The following is a 21,787-nucleotide window of genomic DNA, read 5'->3' on the forward strand; positions in this document are numbered from 1 at the left end:
GGGCGGGGATGGGCGAGGAGTACATGGACGGCATCCGGGCCTACTTCGCCGCACTGCCCCAGGAGCGCTATCCGGCGCTGCTCTCGATGATCCCGGAGCTGACCCGGAGCGAGGGGGACGAGCGGTTCGACTTCGGCCTGGACGTGATCCTGTCCGGGCTGGCCGCTCAGGCCGAGCGCCGCTCCAGCGAGGCCAGGTAGGCGTTGTAGGCGTTGAGTTCGGCGTCGCCGTCGCGGTCCGCGGTGCGGTCCTTGCGGCGCGACACCCGCTCCTCCGACTTGGCCCACTGGAAGGTCAGCGCGATCAGCACGATGAAGGTCGGGATCTCGCTGAACGCCCAGGCGAGCCCGCCGGCCAGGTGCTGGTCGCTCAGCGGGTTGACGTTCAGCGAGGCCGTCGGGTGCGCGTAGGAGGTCACCATCAGCCCGGACGCCATCATCACGGCGACGCCGAAGAAGGCGTGGAAGGGCATGCCGATGAACAGCTCCAGCATCCGCATCAGGTGCCCGGGGCGGTGCGGCCCGGGGTCGACGCCCATGATCGGCCAGAAGAACAGCAGCCCCACGCCCAGGAAGTGCAGCATCATCACGGTGTGCCCGGCCTGGGACCGCATCAGGAAGTCGAACAGCGGGGTGAAGTAGAGCCCGTAGAGGCTGGCGATGAACAGCGGGAGGGTGAAGGCCGGGTGCGAGACGACCTTCACGTAGCGCGAGTGCAGCAGCGACACCAGCAGGTCGCGCGGGGAGAGCCGGCCCCGCGCCGCCGGCAGCGCCCGCAGCGCCAGCGTGATCGGCGCGCCCAGCAGCAGGATGATCGGCGAGAGCATCGACAGCACCATGTGCTGCAGCATGTGCGCGCTGAGCAGCTGCATCCCGTAGGCGTTCAGCCGGGTGCAGGTGACCAGGGCGACGGTGGCCGTGCCCAGCACCCAGGCGGCGGTGCGGCCCATCGGCCAGCTGTCGCCGCGGCGGCGCAGCCGCACCACGCCGGCCAGGTACAGGCCCAGCATCAGCACGCAGCCGACGACGAAAGGCCAGTCCGCGGACGGATCGAGGGCCAGCGCCCGGCCCAGGGTCAGCGGCGGGAGGTCGTGCCCCATGCCCGGCATCCCCGGCATGTCACCCATCTGCTGTCCTGCTTTCCTGATCGTGGCGCACATTCGCAAGCCGCTGTGCTACCCGACCAGGGTAGGACTGCCCCTTTTGTCCTTCGCCGCCGCCCCCCGTGCTGACGGTCACTCAGCGCGGCCCTCCTTCGGCGCTGGGGATGAGCGTGTTCTCACTGGCGCGCCCGGCCAGGAAGTCCTCGACATTGGCCACCGTGGCGTCGATGATCTGCGAGACCGCGGTCCGGGTGAAGTAGGCCTGGTGCGAGGTGACCAGCACCTGGGGGAAGGTCATCAGCCGGGCCAGGGTGTCGTCGGTGACCACCTCCAGCGAGCGGTCGAAGAAGAACAGCCCGGTCTCCTCCTCGTAGACGTCCAGGCCGACCCCGCCGAGGTGGCCCGAGCGCAGCGACTCCACCAGCGCGGCGGTGTCGACCAGGCCGCCGCGGCTGGAGTTGATCAGCAGCGCGTCGGGCTTCATCCGGGCCAGCGCGGTGTCGTCGATCAGGTGGTGGGTGTCCGGCAGCAGCGGGACGTGCAGGCTGACCAGGTCGGACTCGGTGAGCAGCCGGTCCAGCGGGACGTACTCCAGGCCCAGCTCCAGGCAGTCCGGGTTCTCGGCGACGTCCCAGCCCAGCAGGGTGGTGCCGAAGCCGTGGGCGATCCGGCCGAAGCACTCGCCGATCTTGCCGGTGCCGATGACGCCCACCGTCATCCCGTGGATGTCCCGGCCCATCAGGCCGTCCAGCCGGAAGTCGAACTCCCGGGTCCGCGAGGCCGCCCGGGTGATCCGCCGGTTCACCGCCATGGCCAGGGTCCAGGCGAACTCGGCGACGGAGTAGGGGGAGTAGTAGGAGACCCGGGCCACGGTCAGGCCGAGGTCGGCGGCCACCGCCAGGTCGATGTTGTTGAAGCCGGTGGACCGCTGGGCGATCATCCTGGTCCCGCCGGCCGCCAGGATCCGCAGTGCGGAGGCGTCCAGGTCGGCGTTGACGCTGGTGCTGATGACCTCGTGGCCGGCCGCGAGCGGGGCGGTGTCGGCGTTGAGGAAGATCTCCAGGCAGTGCACCGGGTGGCGGCCGGCGAAGGCCTTCTCGATCAGCGGCTTCTCGTCGGCCTGCACGCCGTAGGCAAGGATCTCCATGCGGCCACGCTAAGCGGAGGGCCCCCGTCCGGCACTCCGGCGGGGGCCCTGCGGAGCTCTGTCCCTGCGGCGTCCTGTCCTGTGCCGTCCTGTCCCTGTACCGTCCCGTCGACGGGACGGCTCCCCGGTCAGATGACGGTCTCGGCCTCGGCGTAGCGCTCCGCCGGGACGGTCTTCAGGTCGGCGACGGCCTCGGCCAGCGGGACCAGGTTGATCTGGGTCCCCTGCAGTGCGGTGATGTGCCCGAACGCGCCCTTGTGCACGGCCTCCACGGCGTGCCAGCCGAAGCGGGTGGCCAGCACCCGGTCGTAGGCGGTGGGGGTGCCGCCGCGCTGGACGTGGCCCAGGATGACCGGCTTGGCCTCCTTGCCCAGGCGGTGCTCCAGCTCCATGGACAGCTGGGTGGCCACACCGGTGAAGCGCTCGTGGCCGTAGATGTCCACGCTGCCCTCCTCCCAGTGCATGGTGCCGGGCTCGGGCTTGGCGCCCTCGGCGCAGACCACGATGGCGAACTTCTTGCCGCGCTCGAAGCGCTCGCGCACCACGGCGGTGACCCGCTCGATGTTGAAGGGGCGCTCGGGCACGATGATGGCGTGCGCGCCGGCCGCCATGCCCGCGTGCAGCGCGATCCAGCCGGTGTGGCGGCCCATCAGCTCCACCACCATGACCCGCTGGTGCGACTCCGCCGTGGTCTTCAGCCGGTCCAGCGCCTCGGTGGCCACCGAGACCGCGGTGTCGAAGCCGAAGGTGACATCGGTGCAGGCGATGTCGTTGTCGATGGTCTTGGGCACGCCCACGATCGGCAGTCCGCCGTCGGAGAGCAGCCGGGCGGCCTTGAGGGTGCCCTCGCCGCCGATCGGGATGATGCCGTCGAGGCCGATCTCCTGGCAGTAGGCCTTGGCGCGGGCGACGCCGTCGCGCAGATGACTGGGCTGCACCCGGGTCGAGCCGAGGATCGTCCCGCCCTGGGCCAGGATGCCGCTGACGGAGTCCAGGGTCAGCTCGCGGTGCTGGCCCTCCAGCAGACCGCGCCAGCCGTCCTCGAATCCGATGATCTCGTCGCCGTGGTCCACCACGCCGCGGTGGACCACGGAGCGGATCACGGCGTTCAGACCGGGGCAGTCTCCGCCGCTGGTCAGCACACCAATACGCATCGCTTTGCAACTCCCGAGCAGAACCGGAACGACCGGACTTCAGCGCCCGACAACCCGCCCACCGTACAGGGGTCGGCCCACGGGGGATCAACGTGAACGTTTCGCCTGTATGAAGGTGTGGCAAATCGGACTTTTTACCCCATCGTGATGATACCGCCCATCAGCCTCCGGTCAGGCTGGGCGGACGCGGGTCGGCTCCTTCGCCGTCCCGCGTGGGGAGGGTCCTGCTCCGCGTGCCGCCCGCCCCTGACGGGTGCGGCCCTGCGCCCTGACGGGCGGCACGCAGTGATGTGCGGCTCTCTCGCCTCCGCCTACTGCGCCGGCTGCTGGACGGCCGCGATGCGCTCGGCGCGCAGTGCGTCGTACCAGGTGTTGTCGGCCGGCGGCAGTGCGCTGACGTCCAGCGCCAGCTTGATCAGCAGGTCCGCCACGCTCGGGTTGCGAGCGAGGATCGGACCGTGCAGGTAGGTGCCGAAGACGGTGTCCCGCCAGGCTCCCTCGGTGCCGTCGCCGGTGCCGTTGCCGCCGCCGACGCTGACCCGGGCCAGCGGGGATACCCCTTGGCCCAGGTGGGTGACGCCCTGGTGGTTCTCGAAACCGGTCAGGGTGGGCAGACCGAGCCGGGGGTCGGGCTCGGCCAGGATGTCGCCGACACTGCGGGCGCCCTCGCCGCGGGTGCTCCACACGTCCAGCAGGCCGAGGCCCTGGGTGCGCTGGCCCATGTCGTCGATGAACTCGTGGCCCATGATCTGGTACCCGGCGCAGACGCCCAGCACGATGGCGCCGTTCTCCACCGCGCGGCCCAGCCCCGGGTCGGCCCGCAGCCGCTCGCCGGCCAGCCGCTGCGGCCGGTCCTCACCGCCGCCCAGCAGGTAGATGTCCCCGCTGGTCGGGATCGGCTGGTCGGACCGCACGTCGATCCTGGCGACGTCCAGGCCGCGCTGGCGGGCCCGCCGCTCCACGACCAGGACGTTGCCGCGGTCGCCGTAGGTGCTCAGCAGGTCCGGGTAGACCCAGACCAGGCGCAGTGCGCTCTCGCTCATGAAGTCGATTCCTCTTCGTCAGCCGCGCACGTCGCGGCGCAGCTGCTGGAACGCGGTGTAGTTGGCGATGGCCTCGATCCGCCCGGGCGGCGCCGCGGCGACGGCCTGCGCCAGCGAGTCGACCACCTGGAAGTGCACCCCGGCGACCTCCAGCCGGACGGCCAGGTCCAGCTTGCGCTGGCCCATCACGAACACCGGGTGGCCGACCAGCCGCTCGTAGTCGACGTCCCACAGCCAGGAGGTGTCGGTGCCGTCGGCAGACAGCGCGTTCACCGAGAGCACCACCGGCGCCGGCGGCTGGTCGATCAGGGTGAAGGTCTCCAGCCAGCCGGCCGGGTTCTTCGCCAGCAGCAGCCGCACCTCGCGGCCGCCGAACTGCACCGACTCGTAGCGCCCGGCGACGGCCTGTACCGCCTGCATCCGCTGCAGCGCGATCTGCGGGTGCACCCCGAAGACGGCGGCGACGGCGGCGGAGCTGGTCGCGTTGGAGAGGTTGGCCCGGCCCGGCAGCTGAAGCTGGATCAGCCAGCCCGACCCCTGCGGGTCCACCACGTGGTCGCCCTGCAGCGCCCAGTGCGGCTGCGGGCGGCGGAAGCCGCAGGAGGGGCAGAACCAGTCCTCGCCGGGCCGCTGCATCACGCCGCCGCAGCTGGGGCAGGACCAGGCGTCCTCCCGGTAGGCCTGCCCGGCGGCCACCCAGACCACCTTGCGGCAGGAGGAGGCCGCCCAGGTGACCAGCGGGTCGTCGGCGTTGGCGATGATGACAGCCTCGGTGCCCTGCAGGCCCTCGCGCCACCTCTCGGCGAGCATCCGGGTCTCCGAGGACCGGTCCAGCTGGTCCCGGGACAGGTTGAGCAGCGCGATCGCCTTGGGGGCGGTGTCCTTGGCGACGCCGACCAGGTACTTCTCGTCGACCTCGATGACGCCGAAGCGGGCGTCGCTGCCGTCGGCCAGGGCCGAGGTGATCCCGGCGGGCATGTTGGCGCCCAGCGCGTTGGAGACCACCGGACCTGCCGCCTTCAGCGCCTCGGCGATCAGGCGGGTCGTGGTGGTCTTGCCGTTGGTGGCGGAGACCAGCACCACGTCCAGGTTCTCGGCCAGGCTGCGCAGCAGGTCCGGGTCGAGCCGCAGGGCGACCTTGCCGCCGATCACAGAACCGCTGCCGCGACCTGCCGTCCGCGAGACCGCAGCGGCGACCTTGCCGGCCGTCACGGCGAGCTTGGCACGCGGGGGCAGTGTGGCCGAAGGGCCGGCCGGCTCGGGGTTCGCTGGCATCCTGGTCGCTCTCCTCCTGTGTACAGACGCGCTCAGCCTACCGGCACGGCCGATTCCGCCAAGCAGCAGCATCACGCCTAGGCTCCTGCTCATGGCTCGAACGCGTCCCCGTATCCCCGGCAGCAACGGCACCGTGCACCCGGTCGTTCCCTGGGCGCAGACGGTGCTCCGCGCCCCCTGCGCCACCGTCACCACCTTCGACGACCAGCTTGAACGTCTGGTCGAGGACCTCTTCGCGACGATGTACGCGGCGGACGGGGTGGGACTGGCGGCCAATCAGATCGGGGTGGGACTGCGGGTGTTCGTCTTCGACTGCCCGGACGACGAGGATGTCCGCCATCTGGGACACCTGGTCAACCCGGTCCTGGTCGAGGCCGACGGTGTCCAGGTGCGCGGCGAGGAGGGCTGCCTCTCCCTCCCGGGCCTGCGCGCCCCGACCCCGCGCTGGGACCGCGCCCTGGTACGGGGTCAGGACCTCACCGGCGCGGACCTGGAGATCGAAGGCACCGGCTTCTTCGCCCGCTGCCTCCAGCACGAGTCCGACCACCTCGACGGCACCGTCTTCCTCAACCGCCTCACCGGGCTCACCCGTTTCCGCGCCGACCGGAAAGCCGCCCGCGCCGACTGGTACCACCGGGCCACCTGAGCGGGCCCGAGCGTCCCCCCCGCGCCCAGCCGCCCACGGACACAGGGGCGCGGGGAACTGCGCGAACAGCCATCAACAACCGGAGCGCCGAACAAACCGTCACCAACGCATTCAATGGCTCCCCGCCGTCGGCCGCTCACCCGCCGCAGCGAGCCGCCCCCACAACAGGTCCGCCAACGTCTGCACCATCCGCTCCCGCGAGAACGGCCGCTCCTCCAGCCACCAGTCGCCCCCCGCCAGCACCATCCCCATGATCGACTGCCCCCATGCCGCCGCCAGCACCCCGCTGTCCGGCCCCAGGTCCACCTGGTCCCGCACCGCCCGCGTCAGCTCCTCCGCGATCATCCGCAGCGCCGGCGCCAGCGGTCCCGCAGGGGACAGCCCGTCCGCCGCCGGATCGGGGTGCACCAGGAAGCGGTACACCTGAGGCCGTGCCTCGATCGCGGCGAGGTAGGTGTCGATGACCGCCTCCACCCGGTCCCGCCGCTCCAGCGGCAGCGCCAGCGCCCCCCGTACCGCCTCGATCAGCCCCGCCGTGTGCCGCTCGGCCAGCGCCCGGTAGAGCCCGTTCTTGTCGCCGAAGTGCCGGTACAGGATCGGCTTGGTGATGCCGGCCTCGGCCGCGATGGTGTTCATGCTGGCCCGGGGCCCGTCCCGGCGCACCACGCGGTCGGCGGCGTCCAGGAGTTCGCTGCGGCGGTCGGCGGTCGGCATTCCTTGACATTCCTTACTCATGAGTAACAGACTTGGCACCCAGTTACCGAAGGTAACACGCACCATCACGCCTGACCTGCCGGGGAGCCCACGCATCATGTCCAGCTTCACCCTCGACCTGAACGACGACCAGATCGCCGTCCGCGACTGGCTGCACGGCTTCGCCGCCGACGTCATCCGTCCGGCCGCCGCCGAGTGGGACGAGCGCGAGGAGACCCCCTGGCCGGTCATCCAGGAGGCCGCCAAGGTCGGCATCTACTCCCTGGACTTCTTCGCCACCCAGTCCTTCGACCCCACCGGCCTCGGCATCCCGATCGCCATGGAGGAGCTGTTCTGGGGCGACGCCGGCATCGGCCTGTCCCTGGTCGGCAGCGGGCTGGCCGCCATCGGCGTGGTCGCCAACGGGACCCCGGAGCAGGTCGGCCTGTGGGCCCCGCAGATGTTCGGCACCCCGGACGACGTCAAGGTCGCCGCGTTCTGCTCCTCCGAGCCGGACGCCGGCTCGGACGTCGCGGCGATGCGCACCCGCGCGGTCTACGACGAGGCCAAGGACGAGTGGGTGCTCAACGGCACCAAGACCTGGGCCACCAACGGCGGGATCGCCCACGTCCACGTCGTGGTCGCCTCGGTCGACCCGGCCCTCGGGGCGCGCGGACAGGCCTCCTTCGTGGTCCCGCCGAACACCCCCGGGCTGAGCCAGGGCCAGAAGTTCAAGAAGCACGGCATCCGCGCCTCGCACACCGCCGAGGTGGTGCTCGACAACGTCCGGATACCCGGCGACTGCCTGCTCGGCGGCAAGGACAAGCTGGACGAGCGGCTGGCCCGCTCCCGCGAGCGCGCGGCCGCGGCGGCTCGGGGCGAGCGCACCGAGAAGGTCAAGAACGCCGCGATGGCCACCTTCGAGGCGTCCCGTCCGGCCGTCGGCGCGCAGGCCGTCGGGGTGGCCCGGGCCGCGTACGAGGTGGCCCTGGAGTACGCCAAGACCCGCGAGCAGTTCGGCCGCCCGATCATCGACAACCAGGGCATCGCCTTCACCCTCGCCGACATGCGCACCCGGATCGACGCCGCCCGGCTGCTGGTCTGGCGTGCCTCCTGGATGGCGAGCAACAACAAGCCGTTCACCTCGGCGGAGGGCTCGATGTCCAAGCTCTACGCGGGCGAGACCGCCAAGTGGGTCACCGCCCAGGCCATCCAGATCCTCGGCGGCAACGGCTTCACCCGCGAGTACCCGGTGGAGCGGATGCACCGCGACAGCGCGATCTTCACCATCTTCGAGGGCACCAGCGAGATCCAGCGCCTCGTCATCGCCCGCACCCTGTCGGGGCTGCCGATCCGGTAGGTGCGGGTGGCTGCGGGGAGGCCGGCTACGGCCGCTGCTGCGTCCGCTGGGCATCCTCCAGCATGGTCTTCAGCGACGAGAGGATCATCACCCAGCCGCTGCTGATCCCCGCCAGCATCGTGCTCTCCGGGCTGTCGAACCCGTCGTGGGTGAGGGTCAGCAGCACCCCCAGGGCGGGCACCTCGGCCGGGGTGATGTCGAAGGAGACCCGGGACTTCTCGGTGTGGGCCGCCTTGAACTCCTCGTCCGAGGCGAAGAGTTCACGGTGCATCGGCAGCACCCGGTGCCAGCTGTAGGCGAGCCGGCGGCCCGGCTCCGCGGCGATCACGTGCTGGCCGAGGTCCTCGTACCCGCCGTCCGGGCCCATCTTCCAGAGCACCGGGGAGCCGACCTGCCAGTCGGACTTGGGCCCCCAGCCGCCGAAGTACTGCTGGGCCGCCTCGGCGTCCGTCAGCGCCTGGTAGAGGCGCTCCGGGCTGGTCCGGATGTAGATCTGGTAGACGAACTCTGCTGCGCTCATGGGCTGGCTGACTCCTTAGCTGGGCTCAGACCGGGACGCCTTCGGGCTCCGCCGAGCCGGCCGCGGTGAGGGTGGTCCCGGTCGCCTCCTCGGAGCCGTCCGGCGGGGCGGCGACGGCTCGCCACCAGGGGCGGAAGTCGGTGTCCGCGCCCGGCTCGAAGGGCTCGCCGGGGCGCGGGGTGGCCACCGTGTGCCCGAGCGGGACGGCGGCCGCGAGGGTGCGCTCGATGGGCTCGTCCCAGGCGTGCGGGGCCAGGTCGAAGGTGCCCCAGTGGATCGGCAGCAGCACCGCGCCGCTCTCGCCGGTCAGGTCGCCGTGGGCGCGGACGCCCTCCTCGGGGGTCATGTGGACCTCGGGCCAGAACTCGCTGTAGGCGCCGACCTGGACCATGGTGGCGTCGAAGGGCCCGTGCACGGCCCCGATCTCGGCGAAGCCGGGGAAGTAGCCGGTGTCCCCGCTGTGGAAGACCCGGTGCCCGCCGCCCTGCACCACCCAGGACGCCCACAACTGGTAGCGGCTGGTCCGCGCACCCCGGCTGCAGTAGTGCCGGGCCGGGGTCGCGGTGAGGGTGAGCCCGGCGATCCGCGCCGACTCGTGCCAGTCCAGTTCGGTGATCCGGCCCGCCGGGACGCCCCAGTGCTCCAGGTGCGCGCCCACCCCCAGCGGGACGGCGAAGTCCGCGCCGGAGCGGACCAGCACCCGGATCGCGGCCATGTCCAGGTGGTCGTAGTGGTCGTGCGAGACGACGACCACGTCGATCGGGCCGAGCTCGGCCAGCGGGATCGGGTTGGGGTGCAGCCGGCGCGGTCCGAAGCCGGCGAAGGGCGAGCAGCGCTCGCCCCAGACCGGGTCGAACAGCACCCGCCGCCCGCCGATCTCGGCGAGCACCGTGGCGTGGCCCATCCAGGTCAGCCGGAGCCCGTCGGCGGGCGGCACCGCCAGCTCGGCGGCGGTCAGCCGGTGCACCGGGACGGCCTGCGCCGGGCGGCTGCGCTTCTTCGCCAGCCCGGCCCGCAGGGCCCCCGGGAAGGCTCCGGAGGCCAGTCGGCGGGTGGCGACGGGGTTGCGGAACGCGCCGTCCACGAAGTGCGGGGAGCGGCGGATCCGCGCGAGACGCTCCCCGGTGGGCTCCGCGCCGAAGGCCGCGGGGGGCCTCAGCAGCGGAAGGACAGCCCAGCCGCCGATTCCGGGCACAGCGCCTCCTAGGACGAGGAATCCATGATTCCCGGGAAGCGTACCCGCGGCCGGCGTCGACGGCTCGGCAGTCGTTCCGCCGTCGGCACGGGGATCGCCGCTGCTGAACCGCCGTCAGGCGTAGAAGCGGGTGATGGTGTCGGCGACGCAGTGCGGCTTGCCGCCGTCCTTGCCGCTGACGGTGACCCGCACGACGGCCTGCACACCGCCGGGGACCTCGTCCACGGACACCAGTTCGGCGGTCGCCCGGATGGTGGAGCCGACCGGGACCGGAGCCGGGAAGCGCACCTTGTCGGAGCCGTAGTTGACGGCCATACGGATGCCGCCCTCGATGCTGTAGCACTCCTTGACCAGCACCGGGATCAGCGACAGCGTCAGATAGCCGTGCGCGATGGTGGTGCCGAACGGGCCGGACGCGGCGCGCTCCGGGTCCACATGGATCCACTGGTGGTCACCGGTGGCCTCGGCGAAGAGGTTGATCCGGTCCTGGTCGACGGTGAGCCACTCGCTGCTGCCCAGCTCGGTGCCCACGGCCGCGGTGAACTCGGCGAGCGATGCGAAAGTCGCCATACTGACACTCCTCCTGCACGTCCGGTGTTGGGTGGAGGCTACAGCTACTGGCGGGTCACTTGTCCGCCGACCCCACCGGTCCTGATCCCGGCACGCGCTCCAGCCGCAGGCCGCTGACCAGCTCGGGCACCAGCCGCAGCGCGGTGCCGTCCGGGACGGCGCGGGCGGTGCCGTGCACCATCACCGAGACGGCGGCGCCGGTGCGGTCCTGGCCGCTGTCGTCCTGGCTGCTGTCGTCCTGGCCGAGGTTGTCCACGTGCAGCGCCACCACGGAGCCGTCCAGGTCGGCCGCCAGACCGCTGCCGCCGGGGACGGCGACGGTCAGTGCGCCGGAGAAGTCCAGGCCGAAGCGGACCGGCAGCACCACCGGCAGCGCATGCCGGGTGTAGACGATCCGGCCGAGCGGGCCGAGTGCGCCGCGCGACAGCAGGCGCAGGCACTCGTCCGCGCCGATGGTCGCGTGCGAAGCGTCGGGAAGGTCGATCGGGTCCATGTGTTCGAGTCTGCTGTCGGAAACTCGTCGGGGGTAGGGCACATAGTCCTGCTCAGGAATGGGAAAGGGGCATCCGTTGATGGGGGGCAGTGGGCATGGTGGTGGAGTTGGTGCTGCTGGGGGCGGAGTGCCCCGAGGAGCGTGCCTTCGCGGGATCGGTCGGGGCGGCCGCAGGGGGTGAGCTGTTCGCGCAGGTGGTCAAGGGGACGATGTTCGACGCGGGGACGGGGCGCTGCCAGGTCACCGCGGTTCCGCCGGACGCGGACGCGAACACGCTGCTCACCGCAGTCAAGGAGGCCGTGGAACGGGACAGCAGGCTGCTGGTGGTCTATCTGGGCGGCCAATTCACCTGGGACGTCCGGCGCAGACGCCCGGTGCTGGTCACGGCGGGCAGCGGGCGCGACAACGCGCACGGGCGCGGGCTGGCCTGGGACTGGGTGGTCAGCGCGCTGGCGCACGGCGCCGGGGCGGCCCGGGGGGAGTCGCTGCTGGTGGTCGACGCGGTGGTGGGCGCCGAGGCCTGGGCGAGCGCGGCCTTCGACGCGGTCGGGGTCCGGCTGTGGGGCCGGCTCCAGCCGTACGTGCCACCCAGGTGGGGCCGCTCCGGGACCCCGGGCGCGGTCACCGGCGTGGGCGCGGTCACGGCCACGGCGGGCGGTTTCGCCGCGCTGCTGGACCGGGCGGTACGGGAGGGGCTGCCGGGCCAGCCCGCGGTGCTGGACCCGGCGGCGCTGCACAGCACCCTGGAGGCCCGGGACGCCCCCGGCTCGCGCTGGCTCGGACCGCCGGCCGCGTCCAGGCTGCTGCTGCGCAACCGCGCGGTACTGCGGGGGGTGCTCAGGGATACGGCAGGGGAACAGTCGTACCCAAGTGATTGACGTGCACATTTCGTTAACGAGAAAATCAGCCACACTCAGGACATGGCGGCATTCGAGGAATAGTGTGCTGATTCATCGCCACCTGGGGAGTACGCGGCGAGGGGGCATCAATGCGACACATGGGTAGGACGTTGCGGTGTGGTGCCGCGATCGCCGCTGCCGCAGCGTTCGCCGTTGCCGGCCTGGCCGCATGCTCGTCCGGCGGCACCGTGCAGACCCTGCCGAGCCAGGCGCAGACCGCCGGACAGGAACCGTCCGCCGGGGTCTCCGTGCAGGCCGCGGTGTCGGCTGCGCCGACCAGTACAGCGGCGGTGCTGGTCCTGCGCGCCTACGCGGGCTACTGGGCGGCGCAGGTCAAGGCGTTGGACAGCGGGGTGGTCACCGGCAGCGGGCTGCAGACGTACTCCGTCGGACCGGCGCTCAGCGGCGCCTACACCGATTCGCAGCGGTTGAACCAGGCCGGGCTGAAGATGTCGGGCGCTCCGCACAACAGCCCGACCGTGACCGGAGTCAGCGGCGCCACCGGGTCCGGCGGGACGCAGAGCGCGACCGTCCAGGACTGCCTGGACATCACCGACTGGCACCAGATCGACCAGAAGACCCGTCAACTGCGTGATCCGGCCCATCGGCTGACGCGTTACCGGGTGACCGCGACTGCCCGCACCGTGGGAGGGATCTGGATGATCTCCGAGGTCCATGACGAGACGGGGCAGTCGTGCTGAGGCCGGGGGAGGCGCCGCGGTCGCCGACGGTCCGTCACCGGCGTTGGGCTGCCCTGCTCACGGCCCTGGTGCTGGCGCTGTCCTCGCCGCTGTGGCTGCACGGCGCCCGAGCCGCGGCCGCCACCCCCGGGCCCTGCGCCGTCGACTGGATCTGCATCGGCGCCAGCACACCCCCCTCGGCGGGTTCCACCGCCGGGGGCGGAGGCGGCGGAGGCGGCGGAGCCGGGGGCAAGCAGGTCTGTGTGTACCAGAGCGCGGTCGTCCCCTGCAGCAACCAGTACGGCGAGCTGGATCCCAACGACGGCTGCTACTACATGCTGGTCCAACCGCAGCCGCCGGCCGGCGACCCGCTCTGGGGCGGCAAGGCACCGGGCGCAGGCGGCGCGGTCTATCTGCGTACCTGTTCCAACCAGGCGGCGGGCGACTCCGTCGAGATATACCTCCCGACGGCCCCGGCGGTGCCGGCCGTGGTCACTCCGGCCGAAGTGGCCGACGAGGCGCTGGCCAAGATCCACCTCGCACATCCGGTGGTGCACACCGCCCCCGCCGCCACTGCGAGCCCGGCCCTGGTGGGTGCGCCGATCTGGCTCTGGATCGACACCGCCCGACGGGCGGACGGCGCGTACCCCTGGGCCACCAAGGACGGCCTGCCGAAGGCCGAGGCCACCGCGACCGACTCCGGGCTCACGGTGGAGGCGCAGGTGTGGGCCACCGGGATCACCTGGGACATGGGCGACGGCGGAGTGGCGCAGTGCGCCGGCTCCCCGGGCACCGCCTACGCCCCCGCGGACGGCGCCAAGCCCTCACCGGACTGCGGCTACACCTACACCCAGCCGTCCTCGAAGGCGCCCGGGTCCTACGCCATCACCGCGACGGTCACCTGGCACGTCCACTGGGAGACGACGACCCCCGGTGTCGTCGCCGCGGGCGACTACGACATCGACCCCGTCCCCGGAATCGCCACCGACCTGCGGGTCGACGAGCTCCAGGTACTCAACCAGCCGACCAAGAACTCCTGAGAGGCGACCGCACCGTGGATACCCCGACGGGCCCGCTCACGGCCACCCGCCCACCGCTCGCCACGGGCGCTCCGGCCCCCTACCGCATCGGCGGGGCGAGAAGGCGGCGGCCGGCCGTGCTCGCGCTGGCGGTCGCGCTGATCGCCGCGGGTGGCCTCGGCGGCGCCGCGCTCTACACGGCGACCGGCAAACGCGTCGCCGTGATCGCGCTGGCGCGCAACGTCCCGGCCGGGCAGGCGATCACCGGTGCCGACCTGACGGAGGCCCACATCCCGCTGGACCCCGCGCTGCAGCCGCTCTCCGTCAACAGCCATGTGGTCGGGCTGCGGGCCACCGCCGACCTCAAGGCCGGCACCCTGCTCACCAGCAGCGACCTGACCAGCGCCCCGCTGGTGCAGTCGGGCCAGCAGGTGGTCGGCATCGCGACCAAGCACACCCAGCTGCCGGCCGCCAAGCTGCAGCCCGGCGCCCGGGTGGTGCTGGTGGCGACCCCGTCCGCGGCCGGCAGCGGGTCGAGCGGCAGTGCCTCCGCCGGGGCCGGGCTGAGCGCGCTCACCGCGACCGTGGTCGACATCGGGCCCGCGGACAGCGACGGCACGGTCGTCGTGGACCTCGCCGTCCCGTCCGCGCAGGGTGCGGCCGTGGCCGATCTGGCGGCCAGCGGGAAGTTCGCGTTGCTGCTGGCGGCCAAGGGGAGCGGCTGATGGCAGTCGTCGCGATCAGCGGAGGCCCGGGCGCCCCGGGCGCCACCACCACGGCACTGGCGCTGCTGCTCGCCTGGCCGCTCGCCGAGGGCCGCCGGGTGGTGCTGCTGGAGTGCGACCCGGACGGCGGCGCGGTCCTCGCCGGAGCCCTGGAGGGTCGGCTGGACGCCGGCTACGGACTGCGTCACCTCGCCGTCGCGGACCGGCGCGGGCGACTGGCCGAGACGCTGTGGGAGCAGCTCGTCGACCTCTCCCAGGACGGTGCCGGCGACCGGCTGCTGCTGCCCGGCCTCACCGACCCGGCGCAGGCCCCCGGCCTCGCCTACACCTGGGAGCCGCTGGTGGCGGCCTGCCACGATCTGGACGCGGCCGACTGCGACGTCATCGTCGACCTGGGGCGCAACGGCGCCCACGGCCCCTCCGCACCGATGGTCCGGCGCGCCGACGCGGTCCTGGTCACCGTCCGGACGACGCTGCGCGGGCTGAGCGCGGCCAGGCCCAGGGTGGCCGCGCTCGCGGCCGACCTGGACGCGAACGGCACCGGGTCCGACGCGCTGGGCCTGGTCCTGGTGCACGAGGGCCCCTACGCGGCGGCCGAGGTCGGCCGGGCGCTGGGCGCTCCGGTGCTGGGCCTGCTGCCCTACGAGCCGCGCAGCGCACGGGTGCTGTCGGACGGCGGCGACAGCGGCGACCGGCGGTTCGTGCGCTCGGCGCTGATGCGCGCGGTGCGGTCGACGGCGGACGAGGTCCGGCTGCTGACGGGCCGTCGGCGACTGCGGCTCGGCCCCGGTGCGGCGGCCCCCGCGCAGGCGCCCGCCGCCGAGCCGACCGCGCCGCCGCGGACGGTGCCGTACCCGCAGCCCGGCCCCTACCAGCCGCAGCAGCCACACGCACAGCCACAGCCCCGACCCCAGCCCCAACCCCGGCCCGCACCGCAACCGCAGTACCAGCCGCAGCCCGAACCGGCCCCGCTGGCCGGCTTCGCGCCGCGCCAGCCCGTACCGCAGCCGTTCGCGCCGCCGACCCCCGGCGGGCCCACCGGCCCCGGCCAGGACCTGGAGCCGCGCCGGCAGCCGGCCGCACCCGCAGGAGGCGCGCGATGACCTCCCGCCACGCCGCGCCCAACGGCACCCCGTCCACCGCCTGGTCGCCGACCGCGGTCCAGCACCCGGTCCTGCCCACGCCGCAGGCCCCCGCACCGCCGTCCCCGGCGGCAGCGGTCCCGCCCACCGTCTCGCCGTTCGCCGCCGCTCCCGCCCCGGACCCGCAGGTCGCCCGGGTGCTCAAGCGCCAGGTCGCCGCCGATCTGCACGAGCAGCTCACGCTGCTCGACGACCAGCGCGGCACCCCCGCCGATCCGGCCACCAGGCGCCAGCGCGGCCGGGCCCTGATCGAGGACGCCGTCGCCCGCTGGTCCGACACCTACGCCCTCACCCACGGCGCACCGCCGACCCGCGAGGAGGACCGCGCCCTCGCCGAAGCCGTCTACGACCTGCTGTTCCGCGCCGGCCGGCTGCAGCCCTACCTGGACGACCCGGAGATCGAGAACATCCTGGTCAACGGCTGCGACGACGTCTGGATCTCCAAGGCCCACCAACCGCTGCGCCAGGTCCCGCCGGTGGCCGACAGCGACGAGGAACTCATCGAGCTGCTCCAGGACCTGGCCCGCCGTCACGGCGGCGGTGAACGCAGCCTGTCCATCTCCAGCCCGACCCTCGCGCTGCGGCTGGAGGGCGGGATGCGGCTGCAGGCGATGACCGGGGTCACCCCCCGTCCCTATGTCGCGATCCGGCGCCACCGCATCGCCAGCGCCACCCTCGGCGACATGGTGGCCATGGGCACCATCGACAGCACCCTGGCCGCCTTCCTCGCCGCCGCGATCCGGGCCCGCAAGAATGTGATGATCACCGGCACCCAGGGCGTCGGCAAGACCAGCCTGCTGCGCGCCATGGCCGGGGAGATCCCCCCGGACGAGCGGGTCGGCACCCTGGAGTCCGAGTACGAGCTGTGGCTGCACACCCTCGGCCATCTGCGCCAGGTGGTGCCGATGGAGGCGCGCGAGGGCAACGGCGAACGCGTCGACGGCCGCTCGGCCGGGGAGCTGACGATCGGTGAGCTGATCCCGGCGGCGCTGCGGATGACGCTGACCCGCATCATCGTCGGCGAGGTCCGCTCCGCCGAGGTCGTCCCGATGCTGCGGGTGATGACCAACGGCGAGGGCGGCTCGATGTGCACCCTGCACGCCCGCACACCGCACATGGTCATCGACCGCATCGCCGAACTCTGCCTGGAGTACGGCTCGCAGATGACCGACACCCTGGCCTACCGGCTCACCGCCAACGCCCTGGACTTCGTCGTCCACGTCACCATGCTCGACGAGACCCCCATCGGCGGCCGGCGGCACCGCTTCGTCTCGCACGTCCTGGAGGTCGTCGGCATGGGGGAGCGCGGCCGGCCGGCCCTCAACAGCATCTTCGGCCCGAGAGGAGCGGAGGAGCGCGCCGTCCCGCAGACCCCGCCGGCCTGCCTGGACGACCTGCGCCGGGTCGGCTTCGACGCCCGGCTGCTGGACAGCCCGCACGGGGCCTGGGGCAGACCGCTGGACCTGCGGGTCAAGGCCGGAGGTGCGTGGTGACGCTGCTCTACATGCTCTGCGGCGCCGCGCTGGCGGCCGGACTGGTCTCGCTGGTCTGGTTCCTGCGCGGCAGCGAGCCCAGGCCCGAGCAGTACCGCCCGGGCGGCAGCCGCAGCGAGCGGCTGGCCCGGGAGCTTGCCCGGCGGCGGATCCAGGTCGTCATCGCGGTGGCGGCCGGTGCCGGGGCCTGGCTCTACACCGGCGTCCCGCTGATGGGCCTGCTGCTGCCCGCGCTGGTCTTCCTGGTGCCCTGGCTGCTCGCCTCCACCCGCTCGCACACCGGCCGGATCGAGCAGTTGGAGGCGCTGGCCGAGTGGACCCAGCGCCTGGCCGACGTGCTGCTGCTCGGCGTCGGCCTGGAACAGGCCATCGTCACCAGCCGCCGCACCGCCCCGGCCGCGCTGGAGCGCCAGATCACCGACCTGGTCGGGCGGCTCCAGTCCCGGTGGGCCCCGGAGGAGGCGCTGCGCGCCTTCGCCGACGACCTGAACGACTCCACCGCCGACAAGGTGCTCGCGGCCCTGCTGCTGCGCGTCGCCGACCGGGGGCCGGGCCTGGCCGGCGCGCTCGCCGACCTGGCCGAGTCGGTACGGGAGGAGGTGCGGCAGCGCCGGACCATCGAGGCGGACCGGGCCAAGCACCGGGCCACGGTGCGGTGGATGGTGATGATCATTCTGGGCGTCATCGTGGTCGGCTCGTTCAACCACTCCTACACCGCGCCCTACCGGTCCGCGGTCGGCCAGCTCGTCCTGGTGCTGATCGGGCTGGCGTTCTTCGCGGTGATCTGGTGGATGCGCAGTCTCGCCAGCCACAAGCCCACCCCGCGCTTCCTGGAGCCGGACCGGCGCAGCAGTACCGGCCGCGCACCCAATGCCCCGGTGCCGGACAGCGAGCTGCCCGCGGACCTGGCCTCCAGCGAGGTGCCCTGATGCTGACCTGGCTGATCCTCGCCGGAGCCGCCCTCGGCATCGGCCTCGCCGTCCTGGCGGCTGAACTGCGCCCGGCGCCACCGGACCTCGGCTCGGCGCTGGAGCGGCTGCACCGCGAACCGGTCCGGCCCCGGGCCGGTGACGGTCGCGACGGCGACCCGGACCTGGGGGAGCGGATCGGCAGGCGGCTACTGGGCCTGCCGGGCGTGAAGATCCCGGTGCGGGAACTTGCCCTGATCGGGCGCACCCCGGCGCTGTTCATGGCGCACAAGGCGATGTTCTCGCTGCTGGGGCTGCTGATGCCGCCGCTGCTGCAGTTCGGCTACAGCGCGATGGGCGGCACACTGCCGATCGCGGTGCCCGTGCTGGGGTCGCTGGTGCTCTCCGCCGGACTGTGGTTCGTCCCCGACGTCGTGGTGCGCAGCGAGGCCAAGGAGGCGAAGGTCGAGTACCTGCACGGGATCGCCGCCTACCTGGAACTGGTGGCGCTGGAGCGGGCCGCCGACTGCGGACCGGCCGAGGCGCTGCACCGGGCGGCCCGGGTCGGCCGGGGCACCGTCTTCCGCCGCATCTCGGACACCCTGGACCGGGCCGCGCTGGACCGGCTGCCGCCCTGGGACGGCCTGGAGACCCTCTCGGTGGAGCTGGCGCTGACACCCCTTCAGGACCTTGCCGACATCATGCGGATCTCCGGCACCGACGGCGCCGCCGTCTACCGCGCCCTGCGCGCCCGCGCCCGCAACCTGCGTGCCGAACTGCTCACCGACGACCTGGACCGGGCGAATGTCGACAGCGAGCGGATGGTCGCGCCCGGGTCGGCGCTCGTCACCCTGATGACCTTTCTGATCGCCTTTCCCGCCATCTACCAGATGTTCCACGGAGGCTGACCATGCTGACCGCCAAGCGCGTACGCACCTACATCGAAGAAGGCGGCCCCGGTGTGCCGGAGTCACTGCTGCCGGGTGTCCACTACCTGCGCTACCGCGTCGGACGGGTGTCCGCCGCACGCGAGGAAAGGGACAAGGGCGCGCTGAGCATCGAATTGGCGCTGCTGGTCATCGTGCTGATCGCGGCCGCCGCGATGGTGGTACTCGCCATCAAGAGTCTGGTCACCACGGAGTCCGGCAAGATCAAGGACCCAGGGAACTGATGCCCCGATTCTCCAGGGAGCCGCGGAGGACCGGGACGGCGTCCCGCAAGGACGCCGGCGCGATGTCCATCAGCCTCGCTCTGGTCTTCCCGTCCGTCCTGGTGCTGATCCTGCTCACGGTCCAGGGCGCGCTGTGGTGGTACGACCGCCAGATCGCCCTGACCGCCGCCCGCGAGGGCAGCGAGGCGCAGCGCCTCTTCCGGGCCGACCCGGCGGCCGGGGACACCCAGGCGAACAGCTTCCTGGACCGGGTGGGCAGCGGGCTGACGGACCGGAACGTCAGCGTGACGTCCTCCGACACCACCGTTACCTCCACGGTGACCGTGCGGACCCAGTCGCTGCTGCCGTTCCTTCCCGGGATCCGCATCACCCAGACCGTCACCGCCCCGGTCGAGCGCTTCGTACCGGCCACAGCACCGTGAAGACCACAGCACCGTGAAGACCACAGCACCGTGAAGACCACAGCACGGTGAAGAAGGGAGGAGCCGGGATGGCAGTCGACCAGGACCAGGGCAGCATCGCGATCGAGGCGGCCATCCTGGTCCCGGCGATCCTCCTGTTCCTGCTGCTGGTCATCGCCGCGGGCCGGGTCGAGACCACCAAGGGAGTGGTCGACGCGGCGGCTCGCGACGCCGCGCGCAGCGCCTCACTGACCCGTACCCCGGGCGCCGCCACGCAGGCCGCCGAGGAGTCGGCGGCGGCCACGCTCGACCAGGAGGGGGTCGCCTGCCGGGGGCAGCAGTCGATCAATGTCGACTTCACCCCGCAGACCCAGGGGCAGGCGGGCTCGGTGGCGGTCACGGTGACCTGCGTCGTCCCGCTCAGCGACCTCGTCGTCCCCGGCCTGCCCGGCTCCACGACCGAGACCAGCACCTTCACCTCCGTCCTCGACATCTACCGGGCGCAGACCCGATGACGCCACCGATACCGACACAGACTTCGACAGTGACGCCGACAGTGACGCCGACAGTGACGCCGACAGAGACAGAGACAGTGACGCCGACGCCGGCGGTCGACGCGACCGAGCGCGGAGCGCTGTCCATCTTCGTGGCTATCTGCGCGGCGGCCCTGCTGATGCTGTCGGGCCTGGTCCTCGACGGCGGCGGTCGGCTGCGGGCGATCGAGCGCGCCGACGCCCTCGCGGACGAGGCGGCCAGGGCCGGAGGCCAGCAGATCGACCAGGCCGCGCTGCTGCAGGGCAAGGGCATCCGCCTGGACCCCCGGGCGGCCGAGAACGCCGCCAACGCCTACCTGGGCGCCAACGGGGTCACCGGCACACCGGTGGCCGACGACCGGACCATCACCGTCAACGTGACCATGACCTACCACACCGTCATGCTCAGCCTGTTCGGCTTCGGCGACATCACCGTCGGCGGACACGGCAGCGCCCGCCTGGTCCCCGGGACCACCGTCCCCGATCCGGCAACCAGCAGCACCACCGCCCCCTGACCCCACCGCCCTCACCGTGGAGTAGCCCTGATGCTCCGTCTCCTGCTGCGAGGCCTCACCGCACTCGTCGCCCTCGCCCTGCTGCTCGTCGGCCTGCCCGGGGTCCTCGCCGTCGGCACCCTGGCGGTCACCCGCTCGGGAAACCCGGCCAACTCCGGCATCGTCGACCTGCTGACCCAACCCGACCAGGGCAACCTCTTCCTCTGGGCCCTGGTGGTCATCGGCTGGCTGGCCTGGCTCTGCTTCGCCGTCTCGGTCGTGGTCGAGATCCCGGCGCAGCTGCGCGGCCGCAGCGCCCGGCGGATCCTGGCGCTCGGCTGGAGCCAGCGGATGGCGGGCACGCTGGTCGGCGCGGTGCTGGCGCTGCTCCCCACGGCCGGGGCCGCGCTCGCCGCGGCCCCGGCCTCGGTCACCACCACGGTGGGCGCGCACGCCCCGGTCGCGGTGACGGCGGCTCAGGGCGTGCACGCCGGGATCGGCTCGGCCGCCTCGTCGACGAGTGCGCCCAAGCCCGAGCCGCCCACCTACACGGTCCGCAACGAGCGCCCGGCCGACAGCCTCTGGAGCATCGCCGAGAGCCGGCTGGGCTCGGGGGCGCGCTGGCACGAGATCGCCCGGCTCAACCAGGGCCGCGTCATGGACGCGGCCGGACGCCGCTTCGACGCGGACCGTCCGATCCAGCCCGGCTGGGTGCTGCTGATGCCCGCTGACGCCACGTCACCGGTCACCCCGCCGACGGCCAACACTGACGCTGAGGTAAAGGTCGAGGCCGGCGACTCCCTCTCCGCGATCGCCCAGCGCGAGCTCGGCAACGCCGACGAGTGGCCGGCCCTGTTCGCCGCCAACAAGGGTGCCGAGGCGCCGGACGGCGTCCGGCTGGAGAACCCGGACGTGATCGAGCCGGGCATGGTGCTGACGGTCCCGTCCACGGCATCGGCCCCGCCGACCACCACCGCGCCGGTGGCCGCGCCGCCGACCACGACTCCGCCCTCCGCCACTCCACCCAGCACCGTTCCGCCCACGACTGCCCCGCCCAGCACGACGCGGCCCACCACACCCCCGCCGACCCACTCCGCCGCGCCCACCCACGACCCGGCCCCCAC

Annotated in this window: 26 protein-coding genes; 16 read left to right on the forward strand and 10 right to left on the reverse strand. The window is 72.8% G+C overall.

What is annotated here, in order from left to right; all coding sequences use genetic code 11:
- Nucleotides 1-200, forward strand: a 200-nt coding sequence (locus TR46_RS35535; RefSeq protein WP_042410757.1) for a TetR/AcrR family transcriptional regulator C-terminal domain-containing protein, incomplete at its 5' end; no start/stop codon positions are given.
- Here TR46_RS35535 and TR46_RS35540 read toward each other — a convergent pair.
- From TR46_RS35540 to TR46_RS35560, 5 genes are all read right to left on the reverse strand, one after another.
- On the reverse strand, nt 167-1,126 hold the full coding sequence (locus tag TR46_RS35540; protein ID WP_236655674.1) for a cytochrome c oxidase assembly protein: 960 nt from the start codon (nt 1,124-1,126) through the stop codon (nt 167-169). The two genes, TR46_RS35535 and TR46_RS35540, sit on opposite strands and share 34 nt — an antisense overlap.
- 112 nt (nt 1,127-1,238) lie before the next feature.
- Entirely contained in the window at nt 1,239-2,249 is a 1,011-nt protein-coding gene (locus TR46_RS35545) for a 2-hydroxyacid dehydrogenase (protein ID WP_042410760.1), read from the reverse strand.
- A 128-nt stretch (nt 2,250-2,377) separates the two neighbouring features.
- Entirely contained in the window at nt 2,378-3,403 is a 1,026-nt protein-coding gene (locus TR46_RS35550; RefSeq protein ID WP_042410762.1) for a 6-phosphofructokinase, read from the reverse strand.
- A 311-nt stretch (nt 3,404-3,714) separates the two neighbouring features.
- Entirely contained in the window at nt 3,715-4,446 is a 732-nt protein-coding gene (locus tag TR46_RS35555; RefSeq protein WP_042410764.1) for a type 1 glutamine amidotransferase, read from the reverse strand.
- Between the two features lie 18 nt (nt 4,447-4,464).
- Nucleotides 4,465-5,721, reverse strand: coding sequence for a MurT ligase domain-containing protein (locus TR46_RS35560; protein ID WP_042410765.1), 1,257 nt, complete (start codon nt 5,719-5,721; stop codon nt 4,465-4,467).
- A gap of 91 nt (nt 5,722-5,812) precedes the next feature.
- Here TR46_RS35560 and def point away from each other — a divergent pair, with 91 nt between their 5' ends.
- On the forward strand, nt 5,813-6,367 hold the full coding sequence (gene def, locus TR46_RS35565) for a peptide deformylase (RefSeq protein WP_042410767.1): 555 nt from the start codon (nt 5,813-5,815) through the stop codon (nt 6,365-6,367).
- 111 nt (nt 6,368-6,478) lie between these two features.
- Here def and TR46_RS35570 read toward each other — a convergent pair whose 3' ends face one another.
- Nucleotides 6,479-7,081 (reverse strand): TetR/AcrR family transcriptional regulator, encoded by a 603-nt coding sequence (locus tag TR46_RS35570; RefSeq protein ID WP_084719224.1) that lies wholly within the window; start codon nt 7,079-7,081, stop codon nt 6,479-6,481.
- A 97-nt stretch (nt 7,082-7,178) separates the two neighbouring features.
- Between TR46_RS35570 and TR46_RS35575 the strand changes: the two genes are divergently transcribed.
- Nucleotides 7,179-8,420 (forward strand): acyl-CoA dehydrogenase family protein, encoded by a 1,242-nt coding sequence (locus tag TR46_RS35575; protein WP_042410769.1) that lies wholly within the window; start codon nt 7,179-7,181, stop codon nt 8,418-8,420.
- Between the two features lie 25 nt (nt 8,421-8,445).
- Here TR46_RS35575 and TR46_RS35580 read toward each other — a convergent pair whose 3' ends face one another.
- The 4 genes from TR46_RS35580 to TR46_RS38635 all read right to left on the reverse strand — a co-directional run bounded on the left by TR46_RS35580 (nt 8,446) and on the right by TR46_RS38635 (nt 11,198).
- A complete protein-coding gene (locus tag TR46_RS35580; protein ID WP_052433393.1) occupies nt 8,446-8,940 on the reverse strand; it encodes an SRPBCC family protein in 495 nt (164 codons plus the stop codon).
- A 25-nt stretch (nt 8,941-8,965) separates the two neighbouring features.
- Nucleotides 8,966-10,135, reverse strand: coding sequence for an MBL fold metallo-hydrolase (locus TR46_RS35585; RefSeq protein ID WP_052433394.1), 1,170 nt, complete (start codon nt 10,133-10,135; stop codon nt 8,966-8,968).
- A gap of 114 nt (nt 10,136-10,249) precedes the next feature.
- On the reverse strand, nt 10,250-10,705 hold the full coding sequence (locus TR46_RS35590) for a MaoC family dehydratase (RefSeq protein WP_042410771.1): 456 nt from the start codon (nt 10,703-10,705) through the stop codon (nt 10,250-10,252).
- A 55-nt stretch (nt 10,706-10,760) separates the two neighbouring features.
- A complete protein-coding gene (locus TR46_RS38635; RefSeq protein WP_052433395.1) occupies nt 10,761-11,198 on the reverse strand; it encodes a pyridoxamine 5'-phosphate oxidase family protein in 438 nt (145 codons plus the stop codon).
- A gap of 95 nt (nt 11,199-11,293) precedes the next feature.
- On the opposite strand from TR46_RS38635, the gene TR46_RS42915 reads away from it, so the two are divergent.
- The 13 genes from TR46_RS42915 to TR46_RS35660 all read left to right on the forward strand — a co-directional run.
- Entirely contained in the window at nt 11,294-12,076 is a 783-nt protein-coding gene (locus TR46_RS42915; protein WP_161790264.1) for a hypothetical protein, read from the forward strand.
- Nucleotides 12,077-12,195: 119 nt separating this feature from the next.
- The gene (locus TR46_RS42920) at nt 12,196-12,798 is read left to right on the forward strand and encodes a hypothetical protein (RefSeq protein ID WP_161790265.1); all 603 of its coding nucleotides are present in this window, start codon (nt 12,196-12,198) and stop codon (nt 12,796-12,798) included.
- A complete protein-coding gene (locus TR46_RS45205; protein WP_042410773.1) occupies nt 12,792-13,817 on the forward strand; it encodes a hypothetical protein in 1,026 nt (341 codons plus the stop codon). Before TR46_RS42920 ends, TR46_RS45205 begins: the two co-directional genes overlap by 7 nt.
- 14 nt (nt 13,818-13,831) lie before the next feature.
- Complete coding sequence (locus TR46_RS35615) at nt 13,832-14,521, forward strand: flagella basal body P-ring formation protein FlgA (RefSeq protein ID WP_042410776.1); 690 nt, start codon at nt 13,832-13,834, stop codon at nt 14,519-14,521.
- A complete protein-coding gene (locus tag TR46_RS35620) occupies nt 14,521-15,624 on the forward strand; it encodes a CpaE-like family protein (RefSeq protein ID WP_063770743.1) in 1,104 nt (367 codons plus the stop codon). Before TR46_RS35615 ends, TR46_RS35620 begins: the two co-directional genes overlap by 1 nt.
- Complete coding sequence (locus TR46_RS35625) at nt 15,621-17,156, forward strand: TadA family conjugal transfer-associated ATPase (RefSeq protein WP_084719225.1); 1,536 nt, start codon at nt 15,621-15,623, stop codon at nt 17,154-17,156. The genes TR46_RS35620 and TR46_RS35625 overlap by 4 nt, the downstream gene beginning before the upstream one ends.
- Complete coding sequence (locus tag TR46_RS35630) at nt 17,153-18,085, forward strand: type II secretion system F family protein (RefSeq protein WP_052433397.1); 933 nt, start codon at nt 17,153-17,155, stop codon at nt 18,083-18,085. The genes TR46_RS35625 and TR46_RS35630 overlap by 4 nt, the downstream gene beginning before the upstream one ends.
- A complete protein-coding gene (locus tag TR46_RS35635; RefSeq protein ID WP_052433398.1) occupies nt 18,085-18,972 on the forward strand; it encodes a type II secretion system F family protein in 888 nt (295 codons plus the stop codon). The genes TR46_RS35630 and TR46_RS35635 overlap by 1 nt, the downstream gene beginning before the upstream one ends.
- 2 nt (nt 18,973-18,974) lie before the next feature.
- Nucleotides 18,975-19,235 carry a hypothetical protein gene (locus tag TR46_RS35640; RefSeq protein WP_042410777.1) on the forward strand — a complete coding sequence of 87 codons (261 nt, stop codon included), beginning with the start codon at nt 18,975-18,977 and terminating at the stop codon, nt 19,233-19,235.
- Entirely contained in the window at nt 19,235-19,657 is a 423-nt protein-coding gene (locus TR46_RS35645) for a TadE family protein (protein ID WP_084719226.1), read from the forward strand. The genes TR46_RS35640 and TR46_RS35645 overlap by 1 nt, the downstream gene beginning before the upstream one ends.
- A 68-nt stretch (nt 19,658-19,725) precedes the next feature.
- Nucleotides 19,726-20,151, forward strand: coding sequence for a TadE/TadG family type IV pilus assembly protein (locus TR46_RS35650; RefSeq protein ID WP_042410779.1), 426 nt, complete (start codon nt 19,726-19,728; stop codon nt 20,149-20,151).
- 77 nt (nt 20,152-20,228) lie between these two features.
- Complete coding sequence (locus TR46_RS35655; RefSeq protein WP_236655675.1) at nt 20,229-20,684, forward strand: TadE/TadG family type IV pilus assembly protein; 456 nt, start codon at nt 20,229-20,231, stop codon at nt 20,682-20,684.
- Between the two features lie 30 nt (nt 20,685-20,714).
- Nucleotides 20,715-21,787: LysM peptidoglycan-binding domain-containing protein (locus TR46_RS35660; protein ID WP_042410780.1), on the forward strand; the 1,073-nt coding region annotated here is incomplete at its 3' end.

The organism is Streptacidiphilus carbonis (assembly GCF_000787775.1).
GTDB lineage: Bacteria > Actinomycetota > Actinomycetes > Streptomycetales > Streptomycetaceae > Streptacidiphilus > Streptacidiphilus carbonis.

Coding starts and splice junctions, on each gene's coding strand:
- TR46_RS35625 (WP_084719225.1), top strand. CDS start 15,621: ATGACCTCCCGCCACGCCGCGCCCAACGGCACCCCGTCCACCGCCTGG.
- TR46_RS35590 (WP_042410771.1), bottom strand. CDS start 10,705: ATGGCGACTTTCGCATCGCTCGCCGAGTTCACCGCGGCCGTGGGCACC.
- TR46_RS35540 (WP_236655674.1), bottom strand. CDS start 1,126: ATGGGTGACATGCCGGGGATGCCGGGCATGGGGCACGACCTCCCGCCG.
- TR46_RS35640 (WP_042410777.1), top strand. CDS start 18,975: ATGCTGACCGCCAAGCGCGTACGCACCTACATCGAAGAAGGCGGCCCC.
- TR46_RS35620 (WP_063770743.1), top strand. CDS start 14,521: ATGGCAGTCGTCGCGATCAGCGGAGGCCCGGGCGCCCCGGGCGCCACC.
- TR46_RS35580 (WP_052433393.1), bottom strand. CDS start 8,940: ATGAGCGCAGCAGAGTTCGTCTACCAGATCTACATCCGGACCAGCCCG.
- TR46_RS35545 (WP_042410760.1), bottom strand. CDS start 2,249: ATGGAGATCCTTGCCTACGGCGTGCAGGCCGACGAGAAGCCGCTGATC.
- TR46_RS42915 (WP_161790264.1), top strand. CDS start 11,294: ATGGTGGTGGAGTTGGTGCTGCTGGGGGCGGAGTGCCCCGAGGAGCGT.
- TR46_RS35575 (WP_042410769.1), top strand. CDS start 7,179: ATGTCCAGCTTCACCCTCGACCTGAACGACGACCAGATCGCCGTCCGC.
- TR46_RS35635 (WP_052433398.1), top strand. CDS start 18,085: ATGCTGACCTGGCTGATCCTCGCCGGAGCCGCCCTCGGCATCGGCCTC.
- def (WP_042410767.1), top strand. CDS start 5,813: ATGGCTCGAACGCGTCCCCGTATCCCCGGCAGCAACGGCACCGTGCAC.
- TR46_RS35550 (WP_042410762.1), bottom strand. CDS start 3,403: ATGCGTATTGGTGTGCTGACCAGCGGCGGAGACTGCCCCGGTCTGAAC.
- TR46_RS42920 (WP_161790265.1), top strand. CDS start 12,196: ATGGGTAGGACGTTGCGGTGTGGTGCCGCGATCGCCGCTGCCGCAGCG.
- TR46_RS35560 (WP_042410765.1), bottom strand. CDS start 5,721: ATGCCAGCGAACCCCGAGCCGGCCGGCCCTTCGGCCACACTGCCCCCG.
- TR46_RS35555 (WP_042410764.1), bottom strand. CDS start 4,446: ATGAGCGAGAGCGCACTGCGCCTGGTCTGGGTCTACCCGGACCTGCTG.
- TR46_RS35645 (WP_084719226.1), top strand. CDS start 19,235: ATGCCCCGATTCTCCAGGGAGCCGCGGAGGACCGGGACGGCGTCCCGC.
- TR46_RS38635 (WP_052433395.1), bottom strand. CDS start 11,198: ATGGACCCGATCGACCTTCCCGACGCTTCGCACGCGACCATCGGCGCG.
- TR46_RS35650 (WP_042410779.1), top strand. CDS start 19,726: ATGGCAGTCGACCAGGACCAGGGCAGCATCGCGATCGAGGCGGCCATC.
- TR46_RS35570 (WP_084719224.1), bottom strand. CDS start 7,081: ATGCCGACCGCCGACCGCCGCAGCGAACTCCTGGACGCCGCCGACCGC.